The sequence below is a fragment of the Solibacillus sp. iso_87 genome (assembly GCF_056173085.1).
This window is the reverse complement of sequence record NZ_CM149656.1, coordinates 216,318-242,500: the sequence shown is the minus strand read 5'-3', so window position 1 is coordinate 242,500 and position 26,183 is coordinate 216,318. Positions and strand designations below refer to the sequence as shown.

24 protein-coding genes and 1 pseudogene (1 of these 25 only partly in view) are annotated in these 26,183 nt (G+C 33.3%); 12 read left to right on the top strand and 13 right to left on the bottom strand.

The window, feature by feature from the left end; genetic code table 11:
- Window positions 1–154 carry the end of a carboxypeptidase M32 gene (locus AC0VXV_RS01210; RefSeq protein WP_475530000.1) on the top strand. Its footprint begins 1,334 nt before the window's first position, so only the last 154 of its 1,488 coding nucleotides appear in the window; its start codon lies beyond the left edge, outside the window; it ends in the stop codon at window positions 152–154.
- Between the two features lie 86 nt (window positions 155–240).
- On the opposite strand, the gene AC0VXV_RS01205 is transcribed toward AC0VXV_RS01210, so the two are convergent.
- The 4 genes from AC0VXV_RS01205 to AC0VXV_RS01190 form a co-directional block, all read right to left on the bottom strand.
- Window positions 241–378: a hypothetical protein gene (locus AC0VXV_RS01205; protein ID WP_475529999.1), complete on the bottom strand. Its 138-nt coding sequence runs from the start codon at window positions 376–378 to the stop codon at window positions 241–243.
- Between the two features lie 204 nt (window positions 379–582).
- Window positions 583–2,193: an L-lactate permease gene (locus AC0VXV_RS01200; RefSeq protein WP_475529998.1), complete on the bottom strand. Its 1,611-nt coding sequence runs from the start codon at window positions 2,191–2,193 to the stop codon at window positions 583–585.
- Window positions 2,194–2,229: 36 nt separating this feature from the next.
- The gene (gene ggt / locus AC0VXV_RS01195) at window positions 2,230–3,867 is read right to left on the bottom strand and encodes a gamma-glutamyltransferase (RefSeq protein WP_475529997.1); all 1,638 of its coding nucleotides are present in this window, start codon (window positions 3,865–3,867) and stop codon (window positions 2,230–2,232) included.
- Window positions 3,868–3,993: 126 nt separating this feature from the next.
- Window positions 3,994–4,608 (bottom strand): NUDIX hydrolase, encoded by a 615-nt coding sequence (locus AC0VXV_RS01190; protein WP_475529996.1) that lies wholly within the window; start codon window positions 4,606–4,608, stop codon window positions 3,994–3,996.
- A gap of 139 nt (window positions 4,609–4,747) precedes the next feature.
- On the opposite strand from AC0VXV_RS01190, the pseudogene AC0VXV_RS01185 reads away from it, so the two are divergent.
- A pseudogene (locus AC0VXV_RS01185) lies at window positions 4,748–5,278 on the top strand (ABC transporter substrate-binding protein); the annotation flags it as partial.
- 909 nt (window positions 5,279–6,187) lie between these two features.
- Here AC0VXV_RS01185 and AC0VXV_RS01180 read toward each other — a convergent pair.
- The 3 genes from AC0VXV_RS01180 to AC0VXV_RS01170 all read right to left on the bottom strand — a co-directional run bounded on the left by AC0VXV_RS01180 (window position 6,188) and on the right by AC0VXV_RS01170 (window position 9,025).
- Entirely contained in the window at window positions 6,188–6,553 is a 366-nt protein-coding gene (locus AC0VXV_RS01180) for a hypothetical protein (RefSeq protein WP_475529995.1), read from the bottom strand.
- Window positions 6,554–6,633: 80 nt separating this feature from the next.
- Window positions 6,634–7,623, bottom strand: a complete 990-nt coding sequence (locus tag AC0VXV_RS01175; protein ID WP_475529994.1) for a hypothetical protein — start codon at window positions 7,621–7,623, stop codon at window positions 6,634–6,636.
- A 112-nt stretch (window positions 7,624–7,735) separates the two neighbouring features.
- Complete coding sequence (locus AC0VXV_RS01170) at window positions 7,736–9,025, bottom strand: hypothetical protein (RefSeq protein ID WP_475529993.1); 1,290 nt, start codon at window positions 9,023–9,025, stop codon at window positions 7,736–7,738.
- Between the two features lie 233 nt (window positions 9,026–9,258).
- Here AC0VXV_RS01170 and AC0VXV_RS01165 point away from each other — a divergent pair, with 233 nt between their 5' ends.
- From AC0VXV_RS01165 to AC0VXV_RS01135, 7 genes are all read left to right on the top strand, one after another.
- Window positions 9,259–10,893, top strand: coding sequence for a DUF4209 domain-containing protein (locus AC0VXV_RS01165; protein ID WP_475529992.1), 1,635 nt, complete (start codon window positions 9,259–9,261; stop codon window positions 10,891–10,893).
- 924 nt (window positions 10,894–11,817) lie between these two features.
- Window positions 11,818–13,194 (top strand): recombinase family protein, encoded by a 1,377-nt coding sequence (locus AC0VXV_RS01160; protein WP_475529991.1) that lies wholly within the window; start codon window positions 11,818–11,820, stop codon window positions 13,192–13,194.
- Window positions 13,191–14,690 carry a recombinase family protein gene (locus tag AC0VXV_RS01155; RefSeq protein ID WP_475529990.1) on the top strand — a complete coding sequence of 500 codons (1,500 nt, stop codon included), beginning with the start codon at window positions 13,191–13,193 and terminating at the stop codon, window positions 14,688–14,690. Before AC0VXV_RS01160 ends, AC0VXV_RS01155 begins: the two co-directional genes overlap by 4 nt.
- Window positions 14,691–15,030: 340 nt before the next feature.
- Entirely contained in the window at window positions 15,031–15,222 is a 192-nt protein-coding gene (locus tag AC0VXV_RS01150) for a hypothetical protein (protein WP_475529989.1), read from the top strand.
- Window positions 15,223–15,546: 324 nt separating this feature from the next.
- A complete protein-coding gene (locus AC0VXV_RS01145) occupies window positions 15,547–15,750 on the top strand; it encodes a hypothetical protein (protein WP_475529988.1) in 204 nt (67 codons plus the stop codon).
- 47 nt (window positions 15,751–15,797) lie between these two features.
- Entirely contained in the window at window positions 15,798–17,390 is a 1,593-nt protein-coding gene (locus AC0VXV_RS01140) for a recombinase family protein (RefSeq protein WP_475529987.1), read from the top strand.
- 740 nt (window positions 17,391–18,130) lie between these two features.
- The gene (locus tag AC0VXV_RS01135; protein ID WP_014824994.1) at window positions 18,131–18,991 is read left to right on the top strand and encodes a helix-turn-helix domain-containing protein; all 861 of its coding nucleotides are present in this window, start codon (window positions 18,131–18,133) and stop codon (window positions 18,989–18,991) included.
- A 268-nt stretch (window positions 18,992–19,259) separates the two neighbouring features.
- On the opposite strand, the gene AC0VXV_RS01130 is transcribed toward AC0VXV_RS01135, so the two are convergent.
- The 5 genes from AC0VXV_RS01130 to AC0VXV_RS01110 all read right to left on the bottom strand — a co-directional run bounded on the left by AC0VXV_RS01130 (window position 19,260) and on the right by AC0VXV_RS01110 (window position 22,862).
- Window positions 19,260–19,664 (bottom strand): thiol-disulfide oxidoreductase DCC family protein, encoded by a 405-nt coding sequence (locus AC0VXV_RS01130; RefSeq protein ID WP_014824995.1) that lies wholly within the window; start codon window positions 19,662–19,664, stop codon window positions 19,260–19,262.
- 17 nt (window positions 19,665–19,681) lie between these two features.
- A complete protein-coding gene (locus AC0VXV_RS01125; RefSeq protein WP_475529986.1) occupies window positions 19,682–20,842 on the bottom strand; it encodes a transglutaminase-like domain-containing protein in 1,161 nt (386 codons plus the stop codon).
- A 13-nt stretch (window positions 20,843–20,855) separates the two neighbouring features.
- Window positions 20,856–21,815, bottom strand: coding sequence for an HTTM domain-containing protein (locus AC0VXV_RS01120; RefSeq protein ID WP_014824997.1), 960 nt, complete (start codon window positions 21,813–21,815; stop codon window positions 20,856–20,858).
- Window positions 21,805–22,446 (bottom strand): DUF5819 family protein, encoded by a 642-nt coding sequence (locus tag AC0VXV_RS01115; protein ID WP_014824998.1) that lies wholly within the window; start codon window positions 22,444–22,446, stop codon window positions 21,805–21,807. Before AC0VXV_RS01115 ends, AC0VXV_RS01120 begins: the two co-directional genes overlap by 11 nt.
- 77 nt (window positions 22,447–22,523) lie before the next feature.
- On the bottom strand, window positions 22,524–22,862 hold the full coding sequence (locus tag AC0VXV_RS01110) for a hypothetical protein (RefSeq protein ID WP_014824999.1): 339 nt from the start codon (window positions 22,860–22,862) through the stop codon (window positions 22,524–22,526).
- A 687-nt stretch (window positions 22,863–23,549) separates the two neighbouring features.
- On the opposite strand from AC0VXV_RS01110, the gene AC0VXV_RS01105 reads away from it, so the two are divergent.
- Genes AC0VXV_RS01105 through AC0VXV_RS01095 form a run of 3 tightly spaced genes read left to right on the top strand, consistent with a single transcriptional unit; the run spans window position 23,550 to window position 25,407 of the window.
- Window positions 23,550–23,876, top strand: coding sequence for a substrate-binding domain-containing protein (locus tag AC0VXV_RS01105; RefSeq protein ID WP_339196947.1), 327 nt, complete (start codon window positions 23,550–23,552; stop codon window positions 23,874–23,876).
- Window positions 23,877–24,623 (top strand): ABC transporter ATP-binding protein, encoded by a 747-nt coding sequence (locus tag AC0VXV_RS01100; RefSeq protein WP_475529985.1) that lies wholly within the window; start codon window positions 23,877–23,879, stop codon window positions 24,621–24,623.
- Window positions 24,613–25,407, top strand: a complete 795-nt coding sequence (locus tag AC0VXV_RS01095; protein ID WP_475529984.1) for an ABC transporter permease — start codon at window positions 24,613–24,615, stop codon at window positions 25,405–25,407. Before AC0VXV_RS01100 ends, AC0VXV_RS01095 begins: the two co-directional genes overlap by 11 nt.
- Before the next feature lie 103 nt (window positions 25,408–25,510).
- Here AC0VXV_RS01095 and AC0VXV_RS01090 read toward each other — a convergent pair whose 3' ends face one another.
- Window positions 25,511–26,143 carry a YdeI/OmpD-associated family protein gene (locus AC0VXV_RS01090; RefSeq protein ID WP_475529983.1) on the bottom strand — a complete coding sequence of 211 codons (633 nt, stop codon included), beginning with the start codon at window positions 26,141–26,143 and terminating at the stop codon, window positions 25,511–25,513.
- Between the last annotated feature and the right edge of the window lie 40 nt (window positions 26,144–26,183).

Sequence of the window (26,183 nt, the reverse complement as noted above, 5' to 3'; positions counted from 1 at the left end):
ACCTATTAAAGAGTGGTTAACAAATAAAGTCCATCAATTCGGTGCATTGAAAAAACCGAATGAATTAATTTTGGAAGGTACCGGTGAACCGCTTTCCGCAAAATATTTGGCCGACTACTTACAGAATAAATATACAAAGCTTTATAATCTGTAGTTTTTAAGCAAACCTTTTCTTACAAAGGTTTGCTTTTTTATATAAAAAAACCCGTTACATTTAATATGTTGCGGGTGATTACGGACTTATGAAAATATTTTTTGCAGCAGTTGATATCCTAATCCTTTAAATGCGATATCTAAAGCTGTAGCAATCACGATTACTACAACAACTCCTATATACAACATCTTTTTCCCTTTCATAACTGCCTCCTGATTCTTCATTTACTAATTCCCTGTTCTTTGTACTGCTTTATTTAAGTATATACGATTCTTCATTTTCTACGTTTCAATATTAGAACAATACACTGATTTTACCATAGGATTTGCATTTTGTTCGGCAAAAATATAGAGTCTTCCGGAGTATATATAAAAGCGCCGAACCTTTTACAAATCGTAAAACATCCGACGCTTTTTTAGCTTTCTTCTTTAATTCATAAGAAGAAATATGAGCACACTTGTCGCTGAAACTAGAACACCTGAGATGATCAGGAAAAGGAATGCATTTTTATATACTTCGGACTCTTTACCCTGACTATCTGTTGTACTTGTACCTAGTATTACATTAGCCGGTGCAACTACATTCCCGACCGATGCTCCAGTTGACTGACCTGCAATAACGAGCGGCAATGATAAATTGCCCATTGTGTCTACTACTGATCCATGCAGCGGTGAAAAAAGGACATTGGATGACGTGTTTGATGAAGTCATGAATGCTCCGATAATCCCGATTACATTTGCCAATGCTACATAGACAGTCGGTGTTGAAACTTCCGCTATCCCCAATGCCATTACATTCGTCTGTCCGGTAGACTCCATAATCATCGTCATTGTTAGGAAGCCTGCAATCGCCACTGATGCACCTACAGCATTTTCCTTCATTTTGGAGAAAACATTTTTCGTAGTTTCTTTATTCTGCAGCCCTAAACGTTTATACCAAAAGTGGGCAAATATAAACGAAACGAGCAAATAGAACCCTGGATGTGTAAATGGAGCTATTGGCGAATAGGTTTCTTCCGCGTCCATCGCAAAGCCATACCCAGTTTCTACACCTGGGAAGGAAAAGCCGAATTCAAGCTGACCGATGAAGCTCTGTACAGGCGGAATTCCGAGAAACAATATACTCGATAAAGATAAAACATGGTATGGCATAAAAGCTTGGTGGAGTGAGATATTGGGTTTATCTTTCACTTCCGTATCCGCTTCTTCCATAATATCCGTTTCCTCTTCAATCCCCGTATTTTCTTTATAGCGATCCATTTTAGCAAGCAGGAAAAGCGCTCCCAATGCAAGGATGCTAGGTAAAAACGCACTAAGTTCCGGATTGAACGTTACGAGTGCCAATTGACCCCCACCTTGAATAAGGGATATGACAAGTACAGCGGGAAAGCCTTCTTTTATCCCTTTCCACTTTGCCACCATCCAGCAAATCATCAATCCCGCGATAATATTAGGAATCCATAGCAGAACACCCGTGTAAAGTAAAGTAGCCGTCGTATCATCAATCTGTACGGCATTCTTTGTCGCAATCCATCCGATGCCAAGCGTACCGAACATTTTCGCCCACGCATGACCAATTAGCGGAATGACTATCGCCTGGACCGGCTTCACTCCTAACCCTACTAAAAGAGGTGCAACGACTGCAATTGGTACACCAAATCCGGCTACTCCTTGTAAAAAGGACGAAAATACCCAACCAAAACCAAGAATGAGGAATAAATAGTTTTTGCTATGTTCCTGTATTTCCTCTCTAATGACTTCAAATGCTCCGGCTTCTTCTGTCGAATGATACAACAGCAACGCAAACCAGACAACAAGGAGAATATAGAAAGCTTCCCAAAGTCCCTTACCAAAACCGACCGCCAGATTATCCAGAGGTGCTTTGAAAGCAAAGTAACCGATAATCGTTGCGGTTGCCATTCCTATCCAACCAGACGTACCTCCTGACCATTTAAGAACGAGCATCATAATTAAAAGCAGAACCAATGGCAGAACAGTCAAAGACCAATGTAATAAATCAACCGGAAGATTATTTTCCATATGCGAATTCCTCCATTAAAGCTATGTCTTGAATAATTACCATGCTAAAGCAATCCCATCACCACGTGGATCCGCCCCCGCACTGTATACGCCCCTATCCCTGTCGATCACAATCCCTTGGGCATGTCCCATTTTTTGCGAAAAGTTTTCCACTACTTCGACTTCGTGTCCGCGCTGTTTTAACCCATTAACTATGGACACCGGTACTCTTGCTTCCACCTTTAAAGTCGAGCTTTCTTCTCCCCATGTTCTTCCATATAGCCAGCGAGGCGCTTCAATTGCCTGCTGGATATTATATCCAAAGTCAATTACTCTTGTTAGCATTGCACATTGAGTTTGAGGCTGTCCTTCCCCACCCATTGACCCGAATAACATATAGGGCTTACCGTCTTTTAAAGCCATACCAGGAATAATTGTATGGAACGTCAGCTTATTAGGCTCAAGGGAATTCGGATGTTCTGCATCTAAACTAAAGGATGCCCCTCTATTTTGAAGCAGGAATCCGCAGCCTTCCGGAATAAACGCTGAACCAAACTCATGGAAAATACTTTGGATGAGAGAAATACAGTTTCCTTCTCTATCAGCAACACATAGAAAAGCTGTATCTCTACTTTCTTTAATGGATGGAAGTTTACTTAATTCATCTTCCATATAAACTTTGTTCCAGGAGAAATGCTCATTTACATTGGATGAAAAACCTTTGGAGAGTAGTTCGTCATAAGGAATTTGAATAAATTGAGGATCGGAAACCCATTCATCTCTATACCGGAATTTCAGCTTGCTTGTTTCCGCCAGCAGATGATAGTAATCGGTTGTACCGTCCTGCAGTGCCTTTATATCGTATTTTTCAATCATATTCAGCATCATTAATACAGCAATCCCTTGTGTATTCGGTTTTACTTGTAAGACTTCGTAATCCCTGTAGTTTGTTGAAATAGGTTCATCCCATTCAGAAGTATGATTCATGAAATCGTCCATTGTCAGAAAAGCATCATGCTTATTCAAAGCCGCTACGATTTTCTTCGAGATTTCCCCTTGATAAAATGCATCTCTTCCACCATTGGCTATCTGCCTAAAAGACCAAGCCAGATCAGGTTGAATAAGAATTTCCCCTCCCTGTAATGGCTGCCCCTTACTTATAAACACTTTTTCGGTTGTCGGAAAATTTCTGATGACATCGGCCCTTTCCTGAATAAAGCCACTTAATTTATTTGAAACCGAAAATCCATTTTCGGCATAATGAATCGCATCTTCAAACAGTTTTGACCATTCGAGTTTCCCATACTGTTGGTGTAGACTCCACCATGCATCAACCGTACCGGGAACTGTATTGGCAGCTAGTGGTCCACGCTCAGGAATTTCACTGTACCCTTTTTGTTTGTATGCTTCCCTCGTCGCCATACAGCCTGATTCCCCACTGCCTTGTAATGATTTTACTTTTCCTTCTTTTTCATCCCATACAAGGGCAAATAAATCACCGCCAAGTCCCGCCATATGAGGAATTACTACAGCAAGTACGGAATTGACGGCAATGGCTGCTTCTACTGCATGACCACCCTGTTCAAGAATCCGTTTACCCGCTTGTGTCGCTAAATAGTGTGGCGACGCAACCGCCCCATCTACTCCTTCCATCACCGGTCTGCCTTTGTCCATAAAAGATTTATTTTTAGCCAAAATATACCTCCTTTATATTACTTACTCTCTACTCCCCTTCCCCGCAAAACTATAAATAAACTAAGGAAAATAAAAGAAAAGCTACAAAAAGGCGTCTCCTCAGTAACGAGAAGACGCCTAAATTTTTTATTTTAATTTTTCAATAAAGTGCTTTAATAATCTTGCAGTTAAACCCCATATTGTGTACTTTCCATATTCATAAAACCACTCTTCCATCCGGCTTGAACGCCACTCGTAATTTTCGCCGTTCGCAATTTTATCATACGGGAAATCAATCGGAGGCTTCGGTTCAACCGGAACATAATGCACATACGGTTCATGCGTCAGTAACCAGTTTAACGGGACTGTGAACAGCTCTTCAACTTCATCCTTATTAAATGTGTTCAGTTCTGACTGCTCGATGATACCGATGAACGGATATACAACAAAAGCCGGTGATATAACAAATGGACTGAGATGGCCTATTAGTTCAATTGACTGTTGATCGATTCCGAGCTCTTCATGTGTTTCCCGAAGCGCTGCAGCGAGCGGCGATTCATCTGTCTCATCAATTTTCCCGCCCGGAAAGCTAATATCGCCAGGTTGTTTGCGCATTGTTAACGCACGCACCTCAAACAAAATATGCCACTCGCCCTGTTTTTTTACAAGCGGGATGAGCACGGCCGACCGGAAAGCAGTGTCTTCCCCTAGAAACAGAGGCTGCGGTTTTGCAAGCTGTCCTTTCAGATGATTTAAATCCATAACATTCTCCACCTTACTAAATAGTTATCTTTATCGTACCATGACCGCCTTGCATGGTGAAATGGAAATATGGAAGTAACACCTCTCACCCCTTTACTGCATACGATACAACAACACTATTAGAGAAAAGGATGACCAAATGAAATGGCTTCGAACCGCCCTTTTCGTTGGGCTTTTATTGTTGTTGGTCGGCTGTGGACAGAAGGATTTACAGGAAGTAAAAGTAGGCGAAGTAACCCGTTCTATTTTCTATGCTCCTCTTTATGCAGCGATTGAAGAAGGTTTTTTTGAAGATGAAGGTTTATCGATTCAACTGTCAACTATCCCTGGCGGAGACAAAACGATGACCGCGCTTTTATCGGATGGCATTGATATTGCCTTAATTGGAGCTGAAACGTCGGTTTATGTATCAGGGCAAAATCCGAACGATAAAGTAATTAACTTTGCACAGCTAACACAAACAGACGGAACATTTTTAGTTGCGCGTGACCAGAATGTCGACTTTAGCTGGGACGGTTTAAAAGGCAGCACATTTTTAGGTCAGCGTGTTGGTGGGATGCCGCAAATGGCCGGCGAATTTGTGCTGAAAAAACAAGGGATTGACCCGCACAATGATTTAACACTTATTCAAAATATTGATTTTGCCAATATTGCAAACGCCTTTGCGTCCAGGTACAAAAAACACCACAATATATTGAGTGAAGATGTTACATAATGAGTAGATCCTGTTTTGTAACGCATCCTCAACGAACACTGATTCCTAAAAATCGTATGACGAAACGTTGATGGATAAGGTAGATTTGTTTTGTACGGTGACAGATGAAGAACTAGAACGATGCGTGATTAAGTGGAAACTGATGCTCCCTAAAACGAGGAATGCCGATGGATCTCAAGCTACTTCTTTTTTGCGTAATCCTGTTTGACATTAATTCCTCTGCCAAATATTGTGGAGAATACTTTATGGACATCAAAATGGTACAACTCTGGATGGCTAGTCTACTAGCACTTGCCCGTCGAACACTGACTTAACACCGCACTCTTTGTATCATACATATATGTTACATTTAGCAGAAGCCTGTGTAGCACAGTAACAAATTATGGATAGGTCAACCAATCTGATGATTAAATCACAAAAACAACTACCTTCATATCACGAAAGAAGTGAAAAAAGAAGCCTCCCACAAGTTTGCTTAACTTATGAGACGCTTCGATTCAATGTAACTATGTTAGCATGTGTTCATACACACTACCTGTGTCAAGTGTATGTGGCAACACAGAAAATGTTGGTGTTTAAGGAATTGACTTGTTTTCCCTAGTAATATTATCCCCTTTAATTATACAAAGTTAAAAAAATACAGTACGCTGTAGATAAACATTTTACTTAAAAGGGGACCTTTCAAAAATGAACGTATACAAATAAATTGAAATTAGGAGTAGCACAAACCTATTTGGCTGTTAAAGATACCAGATGGCTGCTTAGTCTTTTAAAAACTGTCTATTTGATAATGGGAATCCCCACTATAGTCTAGTTCCTATCGCCATAATAAAAAACATAGTTGATTTTAATATTCTTTGATCATTATCTTATTAGATCCAGTTCAACTGGATTAAAAGAAATACTGTTATTCTCAAAGAAAAGATTAATTTTTTTACCCTTATTTTTTTGGATATGCATTAAAAGCTTTGGAGAAATTCTCTTCTTTTGATTTAATTCAAGTACAAGTTGTCTTATATCGAAAGTTACACACTTTCCTAAATCAAAAACATATACCTTCAAATTTAAGGATGTTCCTAAATATTCTGAACCAGTAATATAAGATCCATTACCACCTTTATATTTAGCATCATAATATGATTGTTTTGATCCCTTGATTCCATTTGTAAGATAGTTAATTCTATTAACTTCACTTTCGATTTCAACAATTCTACCTTTTAAAATTTTCATACTACTCATCTCCTGTTATTTTGATTTAGTTCATTTGTTAAGCTGAACATTCTTAAAATAACATAGATACTAATTCAATCTTATGTACGAATTTTTGGATATGGTGTTTCTTCTATATATAAATCATAAAGTTGTCTAACAATAGAAATTTTATTATCATTCCAATTTTTTTCATAAGAATAGAATTCTAGCAGATTGTAATTCGCTAGAATATAGTTCGCTATTTCGTTTTTGCCAATTTGATTGTACTCTGATAAAATCTTCTCTTTACAATTAATCAAAAGGATTGACTTAAAATATACTAGTTCAACTAAATTGTTTGCTTTTTTATCATCCAACAAATCTTTTATATAAGCATTCCTATGATAAATAAATCTATTCTCAGCAATGTAATTAATAGCCGGAATGTTAATTAAAAATAATGGAAACAACTTTCTTAAATCATACCCCTCTAAATTTTCTTGATCTATCAAAGAAGCTACTCTATAAGCTAAATCGGCAAATATGGATTTTTCTAAATAATACACTTCTATTATAGACTCTATGCCTATTGGCAACTTTGAATAATGCGAATCTAAACTTTTAAAAGCTTCCTCAAATTTAGCTTTGGATACATTTTTACTTTTTGTTATCGTCTTTTTAAGGACTAGCTTGAATAAATCAATATTTTGTAAATTCTCCAATTCCCTATAATTTCTTGCGGTTAGAGAATAGCCTTTTTTCTTTTCAGAAATAGTATTTAGATTTGGAATTCTCGCTCCTTGTAACCCAGTAATGTCGATATTTCTTTCTTTAAATCTTTCGATAGTTTTATCCTTATAATATTTAGAAAATTTTAATGTTCGCTTTTGTTTTTGGTAAATGGAATCTCGTGAATTTTCATTTTCTCCTTTAACATAAGACTTTAAGGACTGTTTTTCTATCTTTCCATTGTTTGAATCTTCTATATAAGTTTCAAATAATACTTGGGCTAAAAAGTCCTCTAAGTTTATTAAATTATCAAAAGGAGAATAACCAAATACCTCCAAAGACAATGAATAAATGAAATTTTTCAAGTTTTTAATAGACATGTCTTCATACACATTCCTTCTTTATCATCAATTTAATACATTTATTTAGTTATTTAACACTTCACGAGTTTACAGAACCTATATAATAGGTTTCATATTTCAGAATCGAAAATTACGTAATTTTCCACATTTTTAAGCGGTTTAACAAAATCGATTCGTTTTTCAATATTTCTTTCGGTATTAAATATGATTCATTTTTATATTGAATATAATAGTCAACTCCGCCACTTTTAACATTATACGGTGTAAGAATCTTTAGCATATAATTACTCACTTTAAAGTCCACATTATTTACCTTATAACGAATACCTCTAATTAATTCAACATTATTTTCTATATCCATTAATCCAAATTCTATCTCGTCTTTATATTCTTCAATTTCTTTATGTATTTCACTATATAAACTAACTCTAAATGCATTCGTATGATTAATTGTAAAGTTTCTATTTGGCTTTAAAAATTCTAATACAAAATTACATATTAAATCTAACCCTCGTGTACCTATAGTTAATTTACATTCGTTATAATAATTTCCATATTTAGCTTCGATTTTATTTAAGTTACCATTAATTAATACCTCTCCATTTATACACGCATTTCTTAATAGCCTTAATACTCTGTATACCTCTTTTACAGTAATTTGGCATTCAATTTCGTAGGGCAATTCTACATATTTCTTTTCAAAAGGTTGTTCCTGAAGGTTAGGATATAATGCATCTAAATAAGTTTCAAGAATTGAAAAAGTAGAAAGAATTATTTTTATTATATTTTCATCATTAATACTTGATTTATTATGAATTCTATTTTGTATAGAATCATTTATTTTAAATTCATTCTCCTCCTCAATACGTTCTACATTTATGATTTGTAATGGATTAGATTGAATATCGTTCGATTTCAAAAGAACTATAGATTGTTCTATAAACTTTTGTCTCATATTTATATCTTCTTTCCAAACACGTTCATGTAACATTTCTTCAAGACCAACAATTTTATTAATTAAATCCTGTTCTTTTTTTCTCTTTAACTCTTTATCGTATGCCATTGCAGCAATAAATGAGTATTTTACAATTAAATAGATACCTAGTATTACTAATGTTTTATTTATAGAATAGTATGTAAAATATTTCAAATTCGATAGAGCAAATATAATTAATATGGGTATTTCAAATAGTAGATAATAAATTATCCTCCCCAAAATCCCCTTAGCAACATTATCAATAATAGCATCTATTATTATGGTTGCAGCACTTAATAGTAATGGTAAAAATAAAAACATATAATTTGATCCATCTTCATGATTTGCAGAAAAATAAAAAAAAGGTACGCCCAAAATAAAAATTAATACCATTTTAAATAAATTTGATTTATACATTTTATTGATAGTAAATTTACTTTCCATCTTTATACCTCCGATCTAAGCCTCTTTAAGATAAGATTAAGATAGCTTAAATTATATATTGTCCTGAATAAATTACTTTCACTTATCGCAAAATAATTCAGATAATTAACCGCTATTCAAAAGCCAGATAAGATTAATATGAATTATTAATTCATACACTGCAATTTAATAGTTGTGACCACAATAAATATATTATAATGTAAAATTTAGTATATTGTTAGGAGGTCATTAATTTGTTTATAACATTTCTAGACCAATTAGAGCATATAGATTCTTATTCTGATTACAGTAAATATAGTAAAGATCCTCACTATGAATTTGAAACTTTTGCCCTTAATCATACTATTCAAATTACAGGGGAAGTTAGATTAGCTGTTCATCCTCCAGAAAGGATAAATGAATGGATATCTTATATTGAACATCGTGCATTAACAACATCTAATATAGTTATACGTGCTAGATACAATGACCTCATTTGGAGCTATAAAAAACAATATGATATGTCAGTTTTAAAGTCTGGAAATGTACGTGATAAATGTGAATTAGCTATATCTGATTATATTCATTTAGCTAAAAAACATATTTTATTTAGGAAAGATGATGAAGAGTTAATAGCTAATTTAAAAAATTATTTGTACAGGTCATGGAATTTATCTAAGCAAATAAAAAGTTCTCAACAAAGGGAAATAATTCAGTTAATGATAGATATAGAGAATTCAATCGATGAAGACAAGAGTATTGGTTTATGGGGATTTTGCTTCAAAAAGTTGATAGCAGATAGTTCTATATCATTGTCTATAGACCAAGAAAATGAAATTATTAATAAAATAAAAAAAAGAATTGAAAATCTAGATGGTCAAGAGTATTACGCTTTAGAATATGGTTTAAATTTGTTACTTGAGTACTATAAAAATAAGCCTACAGAGCAACAAAAATATTTAGATATATTGATAAGGAATGCTCACATTAAAAGTGATCGTCCGTTCGAAAATCAGAACCGTTTTAAAAACATAATTCAATTATGCCATCGCTACCAATTTAACGAACTTAAAGAACAAGCAATATTAAACTATCAATTTTATGGTGCAGATATTGATAAATACATGGCGAAAATCGAACAAAAATTTGAACTTACTCCTGACATGCAACAAGAGTTAATTGAATTACTATCGGATAAAAATCCTCGTAATCATTTCCTTAAAATAGCTCATTATTTTATCTCTTCAAAGAGTAAAATTGAGGAACATAATAAAGAAAATGCTGATAAATTTTTTTTCAAGGATCTGTTTCAAACGGTTATCACTAACAATGATGGTGTAACTATAAAAGCTTTAACCACAAAAGATGACAAATTGTATCATGAAAATAAAACTTACTGGCAAATAAACTCTATTCTTTTTAATATAGTAGTTAAAAACTTTATAGATACTCATCAACTTTCCTACGAAGACTTTAAGGACTTAATATTTGATGAAACATTATATAAAACTCATGAACAAACGCTTCTTGCATCCATTAAAGCACTGTATAATAGTGATTATTTTTCAATGTGCTACATCTCTGTTCCAATTATTGAAAATGCATTACGACAATTATTATTTCAATGTGATCATTCAATATACGAAGAAAACAAACATGATGGATTTGAAAATATAACGCTTACTAGAGTCATATCAACTTTAGAAGAATATTTGACTGAAGATATTATTTTCCACTTTAAATTTGTTCTTAATGAGAAAGCTGGACTAAATCTAAGAAACGACCTTTCACACGGTTTATTAAATGATTCTCAAATACATGAAACTACTTCATTTACACTTCTTCATATATTTATGATTTTAAAACTAATTGTTGGATTTTCTAAATAACTATAGCTATTTATTTACTGTTACTAAAAAATTATTTTGGTAACAGTTTTTCTTTTATTTATACCTCACTTCAACAATCTATTTCGCTCACTTCTGTGATGACTTATTCAAAAATATTTATTTGACTATGTGCGTAAATATAGCTTCTTAATTCCATTCTATCTAGCTTTAGATAGATTACTACTCTTTTCCATATCCTATACTTCAAACAATTCAAAATCACTTTTCTATCTAACTAATCCCTGAACTCCCTTTAACAATCACATAAATTCGGACATTAAGAGCGCTAGTAAAAATAAAATAGTTAATAAATTAAAATAGTTAATTTGAACTATTAGAATATTAATATTTGAAGATAAAATGATTAATACTCAAGGCCAAGAGTATTTTTTAACTACAAATCATAATTAGAAAGGAGGTCCCCCTACCGTGGAGGACAAAGATTATCTTAAAAATACTGAATGGTATAAACAATGCTTAGACCATTGTGAATCCTTTGGTATCTCTAGAACTGTTATTAATTTGTTCATCCACCTACAGGAACAAAAGCATGGACAAGATCATAAGAAAACTTAAAATCCCCGGATACCAAACAAAAGTGATTGTTAATCCAAGGAAGAATAAATCTTCGATAGTAGCAGATGGTATGCAATTATCACTGGATTTTAATAAGGATGAAAAAAGAGATTCGGAGAATTAACGTATAAAAAGTTCCCCTCCAGGCAATGATTATTAAAAAATCATACTGGAGGGGAACAAATTGAAAGTAAAATATCGAGTTGTCAAAGTCAGTTACTCTGAAGAGCTATCATTCGAATCGGAACTATGGTTTAGACGTTTTATTGAGAAAATGCTATTAGACCATATTGTGAAAGAGGATTATAGACTACGGGCTTTACTGATTAAAAAGAGAGGATAATTTACATGCAAAAATTTGAAATTATTTATACGCGCGTCAGTTCAGCAGCACAAAATCTTGAATTACAATTAACTGCTGCAAAAAGGTATCTTGAGTCGATTAATTTAAGTGGCAATGAGGAATCAATTATTTATCTATCAGATCACGATGTTTCTGCAACAAAATTGAAAATGGATCAGCGACCAAAATTGGCCGAGTTAATTAGCCTAATTGAAGAAGGCAAAGTAGAAAAGCTAATCGTTTATAAACGTGATCGCTTAGCTCGAAACTTTTATGAATTTGTGGATTTAACAAAAATATTTATAAAATATAATGTTGAAATTATATACACAGCTAGTAATGAACCGCCCTTTAAAAAGAAGCTTGCCCTAGAAGCATTTTATGGAATGTTTGGACAACTTGAAGGCGAAAATATTCGTACACGTACGGAAGATGCTCGCAAACAATATCCTTCGCGTCTTTTTGGCTACACACGAATAAAAGAAGATGAACAAGTTCGCTTCCAAATTAATGAGGATAAAAAAGATTTAATTCTTTCATTATTTGAAGATTTTAGTAACGTGCAAGACGGTGAGCAATTTCTAAATTTTTTAATGGTACGACGTAAAGGTTTTAATAAGCCTGAAAAGTTGTTTCGCATTTTATCAAATCCATTTTATGCAGGACACTATGAAGCAAAAAATGGTTATCAGCTATTACCTCATGTAACACCAATAATTGATTTAGACCTTTTCCTTAAAGGTAAATCTAAACTTGATGAGTACTTTTCCTATTATCAAGAAAGTTTAGATGGTGCTAACAACCAATTTTTAGTTACACCAAATTGCGAGAAGTGTGGAAATGTAATGAAGCATCGAAGAGAAAATGTATTTGATATAGGATACTTTGTTTGTAGTGATAACCACAAACGACTTTCAATTACAGTTGAAGAGTTAAATAGTTTAGTTAAACAAACATTATTGGAACACATCCAATCGATTTCTGCTAAGCATTTAAAATGCATTATTTCTAAACGCATCATAGCAGAAAATAAAAAGCTACAAAAAGATTTAGAGGCAACCAAATCTGAATTTCTGGATAATTCACTAACACTAAGCACCATTGATGTAAAAAGAAAACCTGCTATAGCAAATCTATTAGATAAAATACAATCACTCAAAGATAAATACCATGACTTAGAACAGGATTTACAAAGTATTCAGAAACTGGGAGATGAAATTATAGAAATTCATTCACTTTTATCACAGCTTACTTTAGATTTTACACAACAAGACCTTCAGCGACTGTCTGAATTGCTTATTGATAAAGTTAAAATTTATGAGACATATGTACATGTGGAACTATTCCTTTCATCTTATGGAAGAGAGGACAAAGTATCATGACAAAACTAAACGCTACTGGGTATTTACGTTATTCTGACCAAAAACAAAACGATAATCACTCATTAGAAATCCAAAAAAGCCAAATCCAAACATTAGCAGAGAGAGAAAACCTTGAAATCATTGCATGGCGAGCTGATAAGGCTACTAGCGCATTTCATAATAACGTTAGTAAACGAGCAGGAATCCAGCTAATTATTGAAGATATTAAAAATGGTGCTGAGGCTATCTGCTTCTACGAAGAATCCCGTATAACTAGAAGCATTACTGATTTTTACAATGAGGTTTACTTGCCGATTAAATTGGATTACCCTCATGTAAAATTTTTCAATACACAATCTGAATCAGAATGGAATCCAAATGATCCAATCGTGCAGGCAAAGCTTGTCTTTGCTGCAGAAGAATCAGAAATAAAATCTGTTCGCGCAAAAGATGCTCAAAAAAGTTTACTGCATCGTGAGCAACCGACAAGACCAGGGAGTCGAACCCCCATTGGCTATGATATGACCGATGGGATTTTACATCCTAATGAAGATGCACAAATAGTCCAATTAATCTTCCATTTAGCCTGTTGGGGCCACTCTCATGGAATAATTGCTGATTACCTAAACAAATGCAACCTTACAACCAAAAAAGTTAAACATTGGAACAGTAGCACGATTGGATATATTCTTTCTAACAAGGTTTATTCAGGAAATTTAGCGTGGAATGTTCGAACTAGCTACGATTCTAGTAAACCAAAGCAGGAATCAGAAATTGATTTATTCAAAAATGTACATGATCCAATCATTGGCCCAACCACTTTTCACTTGTTTAAACAAATTAATGATTTAAAAAAGCAATTCGGCACGATGAATACCCCATATTATCTACGCTCAATAATAAAATGTAAAAAATGCAATTGCTTATTAAAAGCGAAAGATAATTCACCAAAGGGTAAAAACGGAAAGTATATGGTTTATAAATGTACAGGATGTAAAATATCTGTACCGATAATCCCTATTCATCAGGCTGTGCTTAATGATCTGCAGAAAAAGTGGGATACACAACTCCATCACTTTTCAGCTACTTCAAAAGAACAGCTTAAAAATTGGGCTACTACCCTGACAAAAACAAGTAGTAATATTAAACAACTTCTCGAAAAAGGGCAATATAACCAAATTATGATGGCAGTCGATATCGAGAATAATCCTTTATTAGCCGAGGTCTTTCAAACTACCCAGCTACATTTAAAAAATGAATTAATCTACACAAATGAAACACTAGATGAAATGAATTCGCTTCTTAAAGATGACTATTTGGATAAAATTACAAAAAAACTGATACAACAAAGTTTTTATAATTTTACTGATACAGAGTTAAGAGTATTTTTCCTAATGTATTTCGAAGAGGTTACAATTAATTTTGAAAAGAATAACGAACTTAGTATAAATTATCGCATCTCCCCTTTTGTTTCATTGGAAAAATCAACTGGTTATATAACCGAACAATTTAATTAAAATGATATTTTGACTGGTTAGGAAACCGAAGTGAAATGTACTAATTACACTTTCACAAAAACTGCTTTCCCTGAATCCATTGGTATCAAGTGATTTAAAGCATAGTTCTTCGGTTTTCCAACCATCTTGGAATACTTCGATGACTATAAAACCGAAAGCTATAATTCAATTATGGTCAAAGAACCGAAATTCTAAACTTGAAATTTAATTATTTTTAAAGAGACTTAAAATATAAAAACCAAATCAAATATTGTAACCCAATAAGCGAAAAACGCAGAGGTTGCATAGTCAAACCTTTTGGCTATGTAATTCTGCGTTTTTTTGAAAGGAAGAAGTATAAATGTACAATCTGGGAAAATCAGCATTTTATATGCGTGTAGGCTCACGCAAACAGCTAAATTCAGGTGATAAAAATCTAAAGGATATTTTGGGTATCCTTCCTAAAGCCTATGAAAATGAATTACATGATCAAAAGTATATTCGAAGAATACGAGAAATCATTAACTATCGTAAATTCAGTAAAATGCAATAACTTAAAAAGTTCCCGCAAATAAAGGCCCTGGTCTGTCGATTCATTATTTTTTCTTTAAAGAAACATCTAAGGGGAACAATTTGAAGGAATTAGAAATACACTGTGAAACTTTAAAATGAACAATTAAATAACTGATAAGGGATAACCCCATAGAAGATTTACACAAAGGTGTAGATCTTTCTGTGGGGTTTTCCTTTTTTAAAAGAAATAAAAAAGGTGTTGAATTAAGCGTTATTATAGGTCATTCCAATGTAGAAAAATGACTAATATTATCGATTCGAATCGAATACACTTTAACACCCCATAGCATCGGAGTGATTAATTATGAAGGAAGTAATTCATCATCAATCGTTGGGTAATATTGACATAGGTGGCGTAACGTATCTCCACAAACCAGATGATAATTTTGATTATTTAAAGGATATTTCAGAAAACGAAGTGAAAATACATTTAAAATTCACCAAAGATCGAGAAAAAAGAAAAGAAGCTAAAAATGCATTAAAAACGTTTTTCTTAGAGATATTATAAATATCTTCTTTTTTAACATAACAGGCGAATGAAACGGGTGTGTGGAAATGAAACGAGTTTGGTGTCTTTATCGAGTATCTAAGAAACAACAAGTAAGTATAGATGATGATATACCGATGCAAAAAAATTCTTGTCATGAATTCGTTAAAAACAAACCTGATTGGATAATAACAAATGAGTTATACGAAAAAGGAGTATCTGGCTGGAAAAAAAGGGTAAACGAACGAGATGAAATGGCAATACTAAAAGAAGGCGCAATAAATAAAGAATTTGACATATTATTGGTTTTCATGCTAGATCGGTTAGGTCGAAGAGAAGATGAAACACCATTAATGGTAAACTTTTTAGTTCAGAAAGCTATCGAGGTCTGGTCTGTAAACGAAGGGCAAAGAAAAATTGAATCTCATATTGATAAGCTTCTAAATTATATAAGTTTTTGGCAATCCGATGGTGAAAGTCAAAAAACTTCAATTAGAGTAAAAGAAGCAAAGAAACAACTAAGTGAAAGTGGATATTTCCAAGGTGGCTCGGCACCAATTGGATATAAGATTGTTGAAACAACTGAGCAACATTGGAAAAATAGAGAACGTCGAGTTAAAGAATTAGTGCCAGATGAAGATGAATCAGAAATGATTAAGTTGATTTATAAGTTATATGTAAACAAACATATGGGTTATAGAAAAATTGCTGATTATTTAAATGAAAATGGATATCGAAATAGAGACGGTAAAGTCTTAATGGTGAGTACAATACAGAGAATATTATCAAATTCAATTTATATTGGATTAAAGAGATATAAAAATGCTGCAGGAGGAACGCAGCCATTTAACGAAAAGTTAAGAATTATTCCAGATGAGTTATATAATCATGCTGAGCAAATAAGAAATACTAGGAGTAGTAAAATTAAAGAGCAAGACAAATCAGATATTCCAAGATCAGGGAAATTGATTTTTTCAGGTTTGGCATATTGCAAATATTGTGGTTCAAAACTAACCTCTAATTATCTATATAGGAATTCAAAATATAACAAAAAAGATGGCTACTATAAAAACACCATTTACCGCTATAAATGTCCTTTAAATAAAGGTAAATTATATTGTGAACATCAACAGAATATCTGGGGTGGAAAAAAATTCGATACATTAATTATTAATAAGATAAAAATTATTTTATCACAATTTGAATTGATTTCCTTTCTTGATACAAGTAAAAATATGAAAGCTGAATTGCTAAAACTAAAAGAACGAAATCTCCATAATTTAAAAAAAGAGCATTTAGATTTAACAAAGCAACATGAAAAATTAAACCTTGAAATTGGGAAAACTTTAATCGGGGAAAGTTCTTTTACTGCTGAACAGTTATCAGGGGCTATTAATACAGTAGAAAAGCAAATAGAAGCAAAGACATCACAATTAAATTCTTTGAATGAGGAATTAGAAAAAGAGAAAGAGAACTATTCGGATGTAAATTATCTAGCAAATGAATTAGATAATTGGGAGCAAAAGTTTAATGAAGCCGATGATGACCTAAAAAAAGCAATGCTCTCAAGAATAATTAATAAGGTGTATTTAGGGAAAAATGAAATAGAAATTGAATTGAATATATGGTTATCAGATTACTTTGAAGGGAAATTTGATTAAGTGATATTATATATGGCAAAATTAACACAATTTAACTGTCTATTTAAGTAAGATTCCTTTCTAGTTGGTATAAAGCGATTTCTTAATACCTTTATAACATATTATACCCCTCATTAATGAACTCCCCTCTTTTAGGGAGTTCATTTTTAATAGCTGTCTGCTCAAAGATAATTGCTATAGACAACTATAGATAATTGTAAGAAGTCATTCTTCCTAATAAACTGGCACAAACTGGATGGGCTACATTTAGTTGGACAGATTTTATAAGTGATTAAGGGGAATTTTCAAGCCTATCAACGAAGAAGAGCTTTATATGGAGCAATGGGCATGATAGCCTCGTTTGGCTAAGCCAGCCCTATTTAGCTGGATTCTTGGCGCAAAGAATCATGCCCATAGAGGCTCCATGTCAAGCAACCTGTCCGTCCCTTATGCTTTAAAGGAACCTTAAAAAAGTTGTCCAAAAGTGTTACCATACCAAACGTTTACATTGCTCTTATGCCTTTAAATAAAGGATGAATATTTAGTTATTAACCTGTACAGTTACAACTTGAATTGAATTTAACCACCAATTATCCAAATAATATCCGATGCTACATTAATGAAATGTAAAATTTTATCCATAAATCCTCTCACCTCAACATCTGAGTTATTTTTAACTAATTGAAATTAGTACCATTCTATTATAAAATGGTATAATATTGTAATTATATAAACATTTTTATATTTTAGGAGATTAATGTATGTTTGGTGAAACATTAAAAAAAATTCGAAAAAGTAAAAATTATTCTCAACAAACTATAGCAGCAGGGTATTTTACACAAGCATCTTATTCTCATTTTGAAAAAAATAAATCAGATATAAATGCCACAAACTTTGTATTTTTAATAGAACAACTTCAATTAAGTTTGGATGAGTTACTTTATATCCATAATGACTATAATCTAACACCTTCGGAACAACTTATCGAATTATTTTATAAAACTCCCTACAATAAAAAGGAGGATTTAGAAGTTTTATTATATAAAATAGAAACATTTCTAACAAAAAACCCTCATCATATATACATTATTGAATTAAAAACTATTTGTGAAGCGTTACTTCTGCTATCAAATGATGAAAATATTCAAGGTGCTCGAGAAAAAGTACTACACATCTGGGAGCGTATTTCTAGATATGATCAGTATTATTTAGCAGATATTAGAATATTAAATGCCATATTATTTTTGTTTGATTTTGAGACTGTGACATTTATAACAAAAAGTTTGCTTCAGCAACTTAGCAAGTACAATCATTTTGGAGAAGCTTTACGCTTACAAAGCTCGATTACTTTGAATTATTCTTTAATTTGTATTCGCAACAATAAATTCCAACAAGCGATGCAGTATTTAGAACCTTTACTTATGGAAAAACAAAAAACTTTAACTTATATATCGCTCGCAATAGGTTTCAACCGTATTGCTATTTGCCTTACATACCAGAATCAAAAGATTGTTGCTGAATATTTAAAAAAGAGAGATCTATTACTATTGGCTTATGATGACGAATTACTTAAGGAGCGTTTGGAAGGTGAATATAATACATATCGATTTAATCCTAATTAAATTTTTATTAATTCAAACGGAAGTAAGCTCAAATTTACTATAGTGAAAGTTATGTATAATAATGAGAATACACAAATCGATACCTTAAACCCCGTGCTAAATTTCGTTTCTTAGAGGCTAACAAGATTTTAATGACATTTAACTTTAAATGAGCAATATAATTAGTCATAAATATACCCCCAAAAATTAGATTTTTCATTCTAACCTTTGGGGGTCATTTTAGCAAAAGATATCAACTTATACTTACTCCTTTTAACACAGGTACAGTTCATAATTCCTTATCTTTTATTTTACTGATATTAGGTATCGTGCAAGAGTCCCCATTACATCCAGTAGGGAATAAAAGTCGTCTATCCGCAATCCAGTCATATAATTTTTGGCCAAAACCGAATAAAATAGAAAAGTTAATAAATAGAATTAAAAACCATAGAGCAGGGATATTTTTACATATTCTGTTAATGGCATGTATTCCATCCTCAATGTAATTGTTCTTGGTAATGGAATGTATTCGCTTTTCTAATTTATCTATTTCAATATGATATTTATTTACAATACTTTCTTCTCTAAAAGATTTAAATTCAATTCTCTTAAACCAATCTAATTGTTTAAACCTATTAATACTTTTAATACAAAATGGACACCAACCATCATATAGCACTATAGTTTTTCTCATATTTTTCACCTTTCATCTTAGAAACTTGTTATTGTTGAAAGTAAAGAAAGTACTAGCATTGAAGTAACAACACTAAAGATGAGAATTCTTTCTCTTCTCAAAACAAAACTAATACTGGCTACAACAAAAATTGATTTATAAAGTAAATCTAAAATATGATTATCATTCAATAAAAAGGAGAATATCATTAACAATAATCCGAGTGAAAATAGCCCCTTTCTATAATCAGCTAATCTCCCGAGGACTCCTTGTTGCTTTACTATCCACGAACCAAAAAGGTTCGAAACACTAGGCGTCGTATCCACCTCTCCTTTAAATTGTAGGTAGACAGGTTGTAAATATGGGGCAGTTCCGTTCAAAGCCTGTACTCCCCAAAGAAATATCTCTCCGTTGATTATAAGAGGGTTCATAAGAATAATACCGCTGTCTTTTTCATTTAAAGTAGGTGTTAATTCTAGTTCAGTATCCTTAGAAAAAACTATTCTTTGTCCTTCTGTCTTCCCAAAATAATCATTCCAATTTAGCGTTCTTATACTACTGTCAAGAAACCTGAGTTTTTGTTTTTTTTGTATATAAGCCATACTGGTATCAACAGGTGTCCAACCACTTTCTTCATCATAGTACTCATTCCATGCATGGCCATTCATTTTTCCATAAGCCCAACTTCCCATTATGGTTCGCGTTGGGATTCCAACTGCTCTACAAAGCGAAGTAAACAAAAATGAAAATTCACCACAATCACCTTTTTTACTAGAAATAAATGAAAGTACGCCTCTTTCTGTAGGAGGATATATATATTTAAAATTATTAACAATATACAGAAATATTTCTTTCGCCATCTCTTTATTAGTTGTTTTACTTTTTATAATCTTCATAGCAAGAGATTTAACTTCCTCATTGATAGGAGATAGTATAGTACTCCTTAAATAATATTCTTCTTCAACTTTCGATAACTCTTGTTTTTGGGGAATATAAAAACCAGTTGTATATTCTAACTTAATACCTTGTCCCCTTTTCAAATTAAAATATGCAAGTGTTTCACCCGTTTGTATTTTAGTTTTATGATTTGGATTCCTATATTTATGCGTAAAATTTACATCATCAGGAATTATCATCCAAAGTCCAACTTCATCGGATATTTGATTTGTATAAGAATACTTTACTAGAAATTTATTCACTTTTTCACCTCTATTAACTTTTGGCTAGGTGATTAACTTCACCTTCATATACTTTTACTTCTTCCTCTACTATACCTGACTTATTTTTCTTTAAGAAACGACTTTTAACATAGTTACCTAGTATTTTATAATCTTTATCAGTAATCAGGAGTGAGTCTAATATAATCATGATAAATGAAAAAGTTAGGAGACCCATAGCAAATGCAATTCCTATGTGCATTGGGACTAAAATTAAAAGCATTAAATATTTTGTATACTTATTAAATAACATGAAAGGAAACGCTAATTGAACTAAAAGCGTTACATATGTTGATATAACAACCAATGTATCACTAGAAATGATTAAATCTGTTAGCCATGGTAAATTAAAATCTTTAACTTGTAATATATTATAAATAGCTGTACCATTTTGCCAAGTTTCACCCATTACCTTGTATAATGCAGAATTTAAATAAAGAATACTTAATTGGGCTATTATAGCTAATAGTGCCATATTATGGATTGAACAAAGATAAAAATTCTGTTTATCAGTTTCTTTATATTTTTGGCTGTCTAGTGAAAAATATGCATTGGTTTTCATAAAAATCATATAGAATAAGACAATAATCATAATATTAGATCCACCATCAAGGATTAAACCATTCTCTTGTTGCAAGGAGAATACAAAAATATAATTTAAAATGCTTACATATACTGTTTTATACCCTACAGCGAAGAGGAATGCCAATATTATACCTAAATGGTATATTATATCAAAGTATAGTGTAGAATCAATAAACTGGTAAATGGAAAAATTCATATATTCATTTAAGTTAGGAGTTTTACTAATTCCATCACTTCCCCATAAAAAGTGACGTTGGGAATAATTAATACTATAGTTATAAAGAATAACTAAACCAATTCCAATCCTTAAAATACTCGATCCAATTAGTCCCTTCTTGACAGTTAATTGTTCAATTAATTTAGATAACATCTTCTTCACCACTTTTTATTTTTTTTACAGGAACCCAATCGTGTTCACTATATTTAATTTCATTTTCGTAATCTGGATTATTCCTTTGAGAAAACGGTATTGATTCTTCCTTAATAACTCGAATTCTAATATCACTAATCTTACTTGATTCAAAATATTGCTCTGCATAATGAAGTCCTAACTTATATAGTATGTATACACCATCCTTTTGATAATCGGATAATCGTTGGCTCACTTCGTCTATTTCAATGTTTTTAGTAGCAATCTTTTCTGTCAATGGATCTATATGAACAGATTGTAAGTAAGCACTTTGACCAAGTCTGACTATAGTGTTGACAGGTGAAAATCTATTTTTATGATTTGCCTCTAATAGAGGAGTAGTAAAATCAATCCATTTTGATTCTTGTCCTTCAGTATCTTTAATTTGCACATTTACATATATAGATTGTGATAACGGATTAGGAGCAAAGAGTTGCCAATTTTGTGTAAATAATGGATTCATATACGACTGTATTTGATGATTATATTTAGATGCCAGAGGGTTAAACGGTAATACATAGAGTGCTGTCATGCTAAAGTGGAAAACAAAAATTACAGTAATTAATAAAAAGAAGGCAATTTTTTTCTTCATAAACTATCTCCTATTCATAAACAAAAAGCTGTTTATTAACAAAGTTTCGCTAATAAACAACTCTTTCAGATTATTTTTTACTTATCAAAAATTTCTTCAATATTCTCATAAGAAGACATTTCTAGAGATAAGCTTCCAGCCACTTTATCATAAGCATCTGAACCGGCTTTACCTGCAAATCCAGCGCCAAATGCAGCTGCTCCCCATTTTGCAGCTTTAGTAACACCACCAACTACCCTTGCAGCATTAGCAATAGCTACATATGCTGGCAAAAATTGGGGTTCTACTACAGTATCTTCTATAGCCTTTAATTCTTTTGCTTCAATTGGTGTTCCTGTTGAAGCAAAAGCAGAAGCAGTAGAAATTGAAGTAAACATCAGAAAAGCAACAAATGTAATTCCAATTTTCTTTTTCATTATAATCCCCCTCTCTATTAGTATTCATTGTAATAGAATGTATATTTATTCCTTACTTTTCCATTGTATAAATATATAGTTAATTTAGTTATATATATAAATATATTTATATATGTATTAGATTGTCGACAAAATGGATCGATACTTGGTCTACCGAAAGATGAAGATAAGTTTTCAACTAATGAAATGAAAAATCAATGGCTGCACCTAATTTACCAACGAGGTGACTTACAAAGAAAAGCTGTTCAATAGTCCCCATTTCTAATTGAGTCTGTTTTAAACAAAGTTACTAGTTAAACCCATTGATACCCATTCCGGGGGACGCGCTTGGTGGGTAAGTGTCAATTCTCTTAGTAGCTTCGCTCCAGCGATGTATCGGCAGTCTCGCTATACCCACTGAAGTTGCCCCCTCCAATCAACTCATTTTATTCTCTAATAAGTTTATTTAATCAAAGAGGTGTAGGACATATGATGATTAAATACCAAATGAATGAAAGGAATTAGGCAAGCTCAAATTTTAGCTATTGTAAATAATAGTGTTTTTTGTAACTGATAGCCTTTGCTTCAGGTACAGGTGATTATGTACAACTTTTCGAACCGACTGCAAGTATTTTTGAACAGCAAGGCATCGGAAAAATCGTCGCTTCATTCGGCGAAGAGCTTGGTGCCATCCCATATACGGTATTTATGGCAAAAGAAAGTACATTCTCTGAAAAAGAAATGATGGATAGCTTTACGAAGGCTCTTTATAAAGCACAAAAGTGGGTTTACGAAGCATCGAGCGCTGACGTGGCAAAAGCGATTGCTCCTTACTTTGAAGATACAGACCAGAAGATTATTGAGCAGGTTGTGACACGTTATCGTGATCAGGAGTCTTTTGCAAAAGATCCGATTATCGATGAAGATGAATTCCAAAATCTACTTGATGTAATGACCGAAGCAGGCGTCCTGGAATTTGAGCCAGCTTACAAAGATTTAGTAAACCGGTCATTTGCAGATGCGGTTGTGAAGTAAATGACTTATTTGGAAGTAAAAAATGTTACCCATCATTTCTTTAAAGAACAGCAAGCGGCAACAGCTCTTGAAGATGTAAATTTTACAGTGAATTCAGGAGAATTCGTCTCCTTTTTAGGTCCGAGCGGCTGTGGGAAATCCACACTGCTCTCTTTACTGGCAGGCTTATTGAAACCAACAACCGGTTCGATTAAGTTTGCTGAATCGGATGTTGAAATCGGCTATATGCTTCAGCAGGATTTTTTGTTTCCATGGAAAACAATCGAAGACAATGTCGCACTCGGTTTGAAACTGTTAAAAAAAGAAGATGATCACTCAATTGTGGATGAATTGCTCGAACAATTCGAATTGGCCCATACGAAAAAGCTTTACCCGCCGCAGCTTTCAGGGGGGATGCGCCAACGTATTGCCCTTGCCCGTACACTTGCCGTAAAACCAACATTACTTTTACTTGATGAACCGTTTTCTGCGCTCGATTTCCGATCCAAACTATCACTTGAAAACTTTGTTTCGGATACATTAAAGCAATTTTCAACGACGACTATTTTGGTAACGCATGATATTAGCGAAGCCATCGCGATGAGTGATAAAGTATTTATCTTTAGCCCTCGTCCGGGTACTATTGTGAAAAGCTTCATCATCCCACAGGAAATTCGTGAACTGACACCATTCGAAGCAAGAAATGCCCCTGCTTTCCAAGTACTATTCCAGGAAATATGGAAGGAGCTTGATTCGGATGAATATTGAACAGCTGCAGCAGCAATATAATGAGAAACGGCGACGTGAAAAACGCAAAATTTTCTCTTTCCAAATACTGCTCCTTGTCGGCCTTCTTCTATTTTGGGAGGTTACGACACATTTCCGCATACTGGATCCGCTCATTTTCAGCAGCCCTCGTGCGGTTGGGAGCCTATTTATCACAAAAATAACGGACGGCACCTTATTCCCGCATATTGCGATTACATTGTTCGAAACGGTTGTCGGCTTTATATTAGGGACCCTTCTCGGAACATTGCTCGCGATTTCGTTATGGTCTTCCAAAACATTTGCCAATGTGATGGATCCCTACCTTGTCGTATTAAATGCAATGCCTAAAGTAGCGATCGGACCGATGATTCTCGTAGTTTTCGGACCGAATATGCTTGCAGTTCTCGTAATGGGTGTGCTCATTTCAGTTATTATTTCGACCATTGTTATTTTTTCCGCTTTTCAGCAAGTAAACGAAAACTATATTAAAGTGATGCAGCTTTTCCGGGCATCCAAATATGAAACATTCCGTCACGTCATTCTTCCTGCCTCTACTCCGACGATTATTTCTACTTTAAAGGTAAACGTTGGCTTATCATGGGTTGGGGTTATTGTCGGGGAGTTTTTAGTATCATCAAGCGGTCTTGGTTATCTGATTATTTCCGGGTTCCAAGTGTTTAACTTTACATTAGTATTCTTGGCGCTTCTCATCATTATTGTATTGGCAACGATTATGTATAAAGGCGTTGAACTGATTGAACGAAAGGTATTGGAAAAGCAGTGAGTAGTGAGTTGAAAAAGTCGCCGGGGCAAATTGAAAAACATCCATTTTCCTCTGGGGGGAGAAAAGTGGATGTTTTTGTGCTTTGAATAGATAAAAACCTCTACTATTTTTTTCCTTGTCGGTAAAGATCCTTCGTTTTATAACCCTCGTTTAAAATAACGACCATTTCATGCAGTCGCTGTTCTTGGGTCTCTTCTTTTTTAGCACTGTAAACATACCGTGCCCAGTCTTTTTGATAACCCGGTGTTAATGCTTGATAGCGACCAAGTGCTTCCGGTGCTGATTGCAAAAATTTCTCGAGGTCTGGAATACGGTCAATATAATCATCAACACATTGACTAGCAGCCTGTTTTTTTACTTTTTTCGTTTGTTTTTTCAGAGATAAAGTGGAATATGTTTCATCAAGTGACTGCAAACTGTTAAATTTGATCGTACTGCCAAATACATATTTTTCCTCATCGAGTTCAAAAGCAGGAAAAATATCATCGCGCGGGACATACGTATCAAATTGCTTGTTGTTTTTCTTCGGATACAGCAAAAACAAATAACCGTTTTCCTCAAGTAGATTCTGTTCAATTGTTTGTTTTACAGCTTGAACCATCTCTTCTAGCGTATAGACAAATGCCAGAACACGCTCATACGGGGCACCATTTGATGTTGATTGAATCGGAAAAGTATCCGGTGCATTCCTTACTAAAACAGATTCTTCTCCTTTTAGTCTAAACTTTTTCTCCATTTAACTCTCCCCTTACTTTACTTATATAGGACAAATAAAA

Bases quoted from the DNA above. Each gene is read 5' to 3' on its own strand.
- AC0VXV_RS01205 (WP_475529999.1), bottom strand. From the start codon at position 378: ATGAAGAATCAGGAGGCAGTTATGAAAGGGAAAAAGATGTTGTATATA.
- AC0VXV_RS01200 (WP_475529998.1), bottom strand. From the start codon at position 2,193: ATGGAAAATAATCTTCCGGTTGATTTATTACATTGGTCTTTGACTGTT.
- AC0VXV_RS01190 (WP_475529996.1), bottom strand. From the start codon at position 4,608: ATGGATTTAAATCATCTGAAAGGACAGCTTGCAAAACCGCAGCCTCTG.
- AC0VXV_RS01180 (WP_475529995.1), bottom strand. From the start codon at position 6,553: ATGAAAATTTTAAAAGGTAGAATTGTTGAAATCGAAAGTGAAGTTAAT.
- AC0VXV_RS01175 (WP_475529994.1), bottom strand. From the start codon at position 7,623: ATGTCTATTAAAAACTTGAAAAATTTCATTTATTCATTGTCTTTGGAG.
- AC0VXV_RS01170 (WP_475529993.1), bottom strand. From the start codon at position 9,025: ATGGAAAGTAAATTTACTATCAATAAAATGTATAAATCAAATTTATTT.
- AC0VXV_RS01160 (WP_475529991.1), top strand. From the start codon at position 11,818: ATGCAAAAATTTGAAATTATTTATACGCGCGTCAGTTCAGCAGCACAA.
- AC0VXV_RS01155 (WP_475529990.1), top strand. From the start codon at position 13,191: ATGACAAAACTAAACGCTACTGGGTATTTACGTTATTCTGACCAAAAA.
- AC0VXV_RS01150 (WP_475529989.1), top strand. From the start codon at position 15,031: ATGTACAATCTGGGAAAATCAGCATTTTATATGCGTGTAGGCTCACGC.
- AC0VXV_RS01145 (WP_475529988.1), top strand. From the start codon at position 15,547: ATGAAGGAAGTAATTCATCATCAATCGTTGGGTAATATTGACATAGGT.
- AC0VXV_RS01140 (WP_475529987.1), top strand. From the start codon at position 15,798: ATGAAACGAGTTTGGTGTCTTTATCGAGTATCTAAGAAACAACAAGTA.
- AC0VXV_RS01135 (WP_014824994.1), top strand. From the start codon at position 18,131: ATGTTTGGTGAAACATTAAAAAAAATTCGAAAAAGTAAAAATTATTCT.
- AC0VXV_RS01130 (WP_014824995.1), bottom strand. From the start codon at position 19,664: ATGAGAAAAACTATAGTGCTATATGATGGTTGGTGTCCATTTTGTATT.
- AC0VXV_RS01120 (WP_014824997.1), bottom strand. From the start codon at position 21,815: ATGTTATCTAAATTAATTGAACAATTAACTGTCAAGAAGGGACTAATT.
- AC0VXV_RS01115 (WP_014824998.1), bottom strand. From the start codon at position 22,446: ATGAAGAAAAAAATTGCCTTCTTTTTATTAATTACTGTAATTTTTGTT.
- AC0VXV_RS01110 (WP_014824999.1), bottom strand. From the start codon at position 22,862: ATGAAAAAGAAAATTGGAATTACATTTGTTGCTTTTCTGATGTTTACT.
- AC0VXV_RS01105 (WP_339196947.1), top strand. From the start codon at position 23,550: ATGGCAAAAGAAAGTACATTCTCTGAAAAAGAAATGATGGATAGCTTT.
- AC0VXV_RS01100 (WP_475529985.1), top strand. From the start codon at position 23,877: ATGACTTATTTGGAAGTAAAAAATGTTACCCATCATTTCTTTAAAGAA.
- AC0VXV_RS01095 (WP_475529984.1), top strand. From the start codon at position 24,613: ATGAATATTGAACAGCTGCAGCAGCAATATAATGAGAAACGGCGACGT.
- AC0VXV_RS01090 (WP_475529983.1), bottom strand. From the start codon at position 26,143: ATGGAGAAAAAGTTTAGACTAAAAGGAGAAGAATCTGTTTTAGTAAGG.